General features: G+C 70.0%; 2 protein-coding genes and 1 pseudogene. 2 read left to right on the top strand and 1 reads right to left on the bottom strand.

Translation table 11 applies throughout. The features are described 5' to 3' along the window. Positions 1 to 339, top strand: a pseudogene (locus ACTWQJ_RS50140) (hypothetical protein); the annotation flags it as partial. Between the two features lie 50 nt (positions 340 to 389). Here the strand turns inward: ACTWQJ_RS50140 and ACTWQJ_RS50135 are convergent. Next, positions 390 to 1,016, bottom strand: a complete 627-nt coding sequence (locus tag ACTWQJ_RS50135; RefSeq protein ID WP_443313007.1) for a winged helix-turn-helix transcriptional regulator — start codon at positions 1,014 to 1,016, stop codon at positions 390 to 392. 81 nt (positions 1,017 to 1,097) lie between these two features. Here ACTWQJ_RS50135 and ACTWQJ_RS50130 point away from each other — a divergent pair, with 81 nt between their 5' ends. Further along, positions 1,098 to 2,306 (top strand): pyridoxal phosphate-dependent aminotransferase, encoded by a 1,209-nt coding sequence (locus ACTWQJ_RS50130; RefSeq protein ID WP_443313006.1) that lies wholly within the window; start codon positions 1,098 to 1,100, stop codon positions 2,304 to 2,306. Positions 2,307 to 2,506 lie beyond the last annotated feature (200 nt).

The raw sequence follows: 2,506 nt of genomic DNA, 5'->3' as shown, positions 1-2,506 counted from the left end.
GGCACGTACTACATCCGCCTCACCACGGTGGGCCTGCCCACGTCCGATCTGGGTCTGCCGGTGAGCGCCGAGGTGCGGGTGGACGGCAAGGACATCGGCGGGTCGGCGGCGGTGGACGGCTCGCTGGCCGAGCCACTGGTGCCGGGGGCCGCCGTGCAGCCCGAGGAGGATGCGTCGGCGTCGGCCGTTCTGTCGAGCATCGAGCCGGAGGACGGCTGGGCGTCGGGCTGGTGGTCCGACCGGTGGGTGTGGACGGCGGTGGGCGGTGTGCTGGCCGCGCTGGCGGGCGTCGGCGGGTATGCGCTGACGCGCGGGTCGGGGCGGCCCCCGAGGGTCTGACCCATGACGTCGAGGCCCGCTGCACCCACCTCGGTGCGGCGGGCCTCTCGCTACGCCTCGCGCAATGCCTTGGCGAGCGTCCCGTCACCGGTCACGGTGATACGACCGTCCCGCACCGCGTCGGCCACGCTCAACTCCCCCCGCGCCACGGCCGTACAGGTGTCGGTGTCCAGCACCAGCCGCACGTCGGGCTCGGCGGGGGCGGGCCCGTCACCGTACACGGGACCGTCCACGGCACCGGCGTACACATGGAAGTCCCCCTCCTCCAGCCGCACCTCGACGAGCCCCTCACCGTCCAGAGCCCGTAGCAGGGGCAGCGCGAACCAGTGCGCCCGCACCGCGTCCGTCGGCCGCCGCTCCCCCAACTCGGCCTGCCCCCACGCACCCAGCGCCTGCAGCACCGGCAGCAACTCACGTCCCCGGCCGGTGAGTTCGTACACGTAGGCCGCACCCGGCGGCGGCAGCCGACGGCGTGTCGACAGCCCGTCCCGTTCCATGTCCTTCAGCCGCGAGGCGAGTACGTCCGTGCTGACGCCCGGCAGATCCGCGTGCAGGTCCGTGTAGCGGCGGGGGCCGGCGAGGAGTTCGCGGACGATCAGCAGGGTCCAGCGGTCGCCCACGACGTCGAGGGCGCGGGCTGCGGAACAGTACTGGTCGTAGCTTCGGCGAGGTGACATGCGACGCAGTCTAGACGTGTCGTTGGACTTTCCAAGCTGAAACTTGGTAAAACCAAGCAACACCAGATACCGGAGGGGCGCATGGAGTTCCGGCAGTCGAGCAAGCTCAGCGAGGTCTGTTACGAGATCCGCGGCCCGGTGATCGAGCAGGCCGACGCGCTGGAGGAGGCCGGGCACAGCGTGCTGCGTCTCAACACCGGCAACCCCGCCGTCTTCGGCTTCGAGGCGCCGGAGGAGATCCTCCAGGACATGATCCGGATGCTCCCGCAGGCGCACGGCTACACCGACTCGCGCGGCATCCTCTCCGCCCGCCGCGCCGTCGCCCAGCGCTACCAGACCCTGGGCCTGGACGTCGGCGTCGACGACGTCTTCCTCGGCAACGGCGTCTCCGAGCTGGTCTCCATGGCCGTACAGGCACTGGTGGAGGACGGCGACGAAGTCCTCATCCCGGCCCCCGACTTCCCGCTGTGGACGGCGGTGACGACCCTCGCCGGCGGCAAGGCGGTCCACTACCTGTGCGACGAGCAGGCCGACTGGTACCCCGACCTGGACGACATGGCGGCGAAGATCACCGACCGCACCAAGGCCGTCGTCATCATCAACCCCAACAACCCCACCGGCGCGGTCTACCCGAAGGAGATCATCCAGGGCATCCTCGACCTCGCCCGCCGACACGGCCTGATGGTGTTCGCCGACGAGATCTACGACCAGATCCTCTACGACGACGCCGTGCACCACTCGACCGCGGCGCTCGCGCCCGACCTGGTGGTCCTGACCTTCTGCGGGCTGTCGAAGACGTACCGGGTGGCGGGCTTCCGCTCCGGCTGGCTGGTCGTCACCGGCCCGAAGCAGCACGCGAAGGACTACCTGGAGGGCCTCACGATGCTGGCCTCCATGCGCCTGTGCGCCAACGCGCCCGCCCAGTACGCCATCCAGGCCGCGCTCGGCGGCCGCCAGTCCATCCACGAGCTGACCGCGCCGGGCGGACGGCTGCGCGAACAACGCGACGTGGCCTGGGAGAAGCTCAACGAGATCCCCGGCGTGTCGTGCGTGAAACCCAAGGGTGCGCTGTACGCGTTCCCGCGCATCGACCCCAAGGTGCACAAGATCCACGACGACGAGAAGTTCGTCCTGGACCTGCTCCTGCGGGAGAAGATCCAGGTCGTCCAGGGCACGGGCTTCAACTGGCCGACGCCGGATCACTTCCGGATCCTGACGTTGCCGCACGCGGATGATCTGGAGGCGGCGATCGGGCGGATCGGGCGGTTCCTCGGGGGGTATCGGCAGTAGCGGCCTCCTAGCGTCTCTGATCAGCTAAGTGATCCTGTGTGATCCGCAGGTTGTGGGATCGGTTGGATCGTTTCCCACCTGGGTGGGGTGGCGTGGGCGTGCAGGTGGAATCCTGCGCCCAGTGCTGCCCCTCTCGGCCGGTGTCGGCGGGTGGTGGGTGTGCTGATCGTCGTCACGCCCTGGTGCCGGTGGGCTGCGCG

This window comes from Streptomyces sp. KR55, from assembly GCF_052245645.1.
GTDB lineage: Bacteria > Actinomycetota > Actinomycetes > Streptomycetales > Streptomycetaceae > Streptomyces > Streptomyces flavusporus.
The sequence above is the reverse complement of the archived record's forward strand: the minus strand, read 5'-3'. Positions and strand labels throughout refer to the sequence as shown.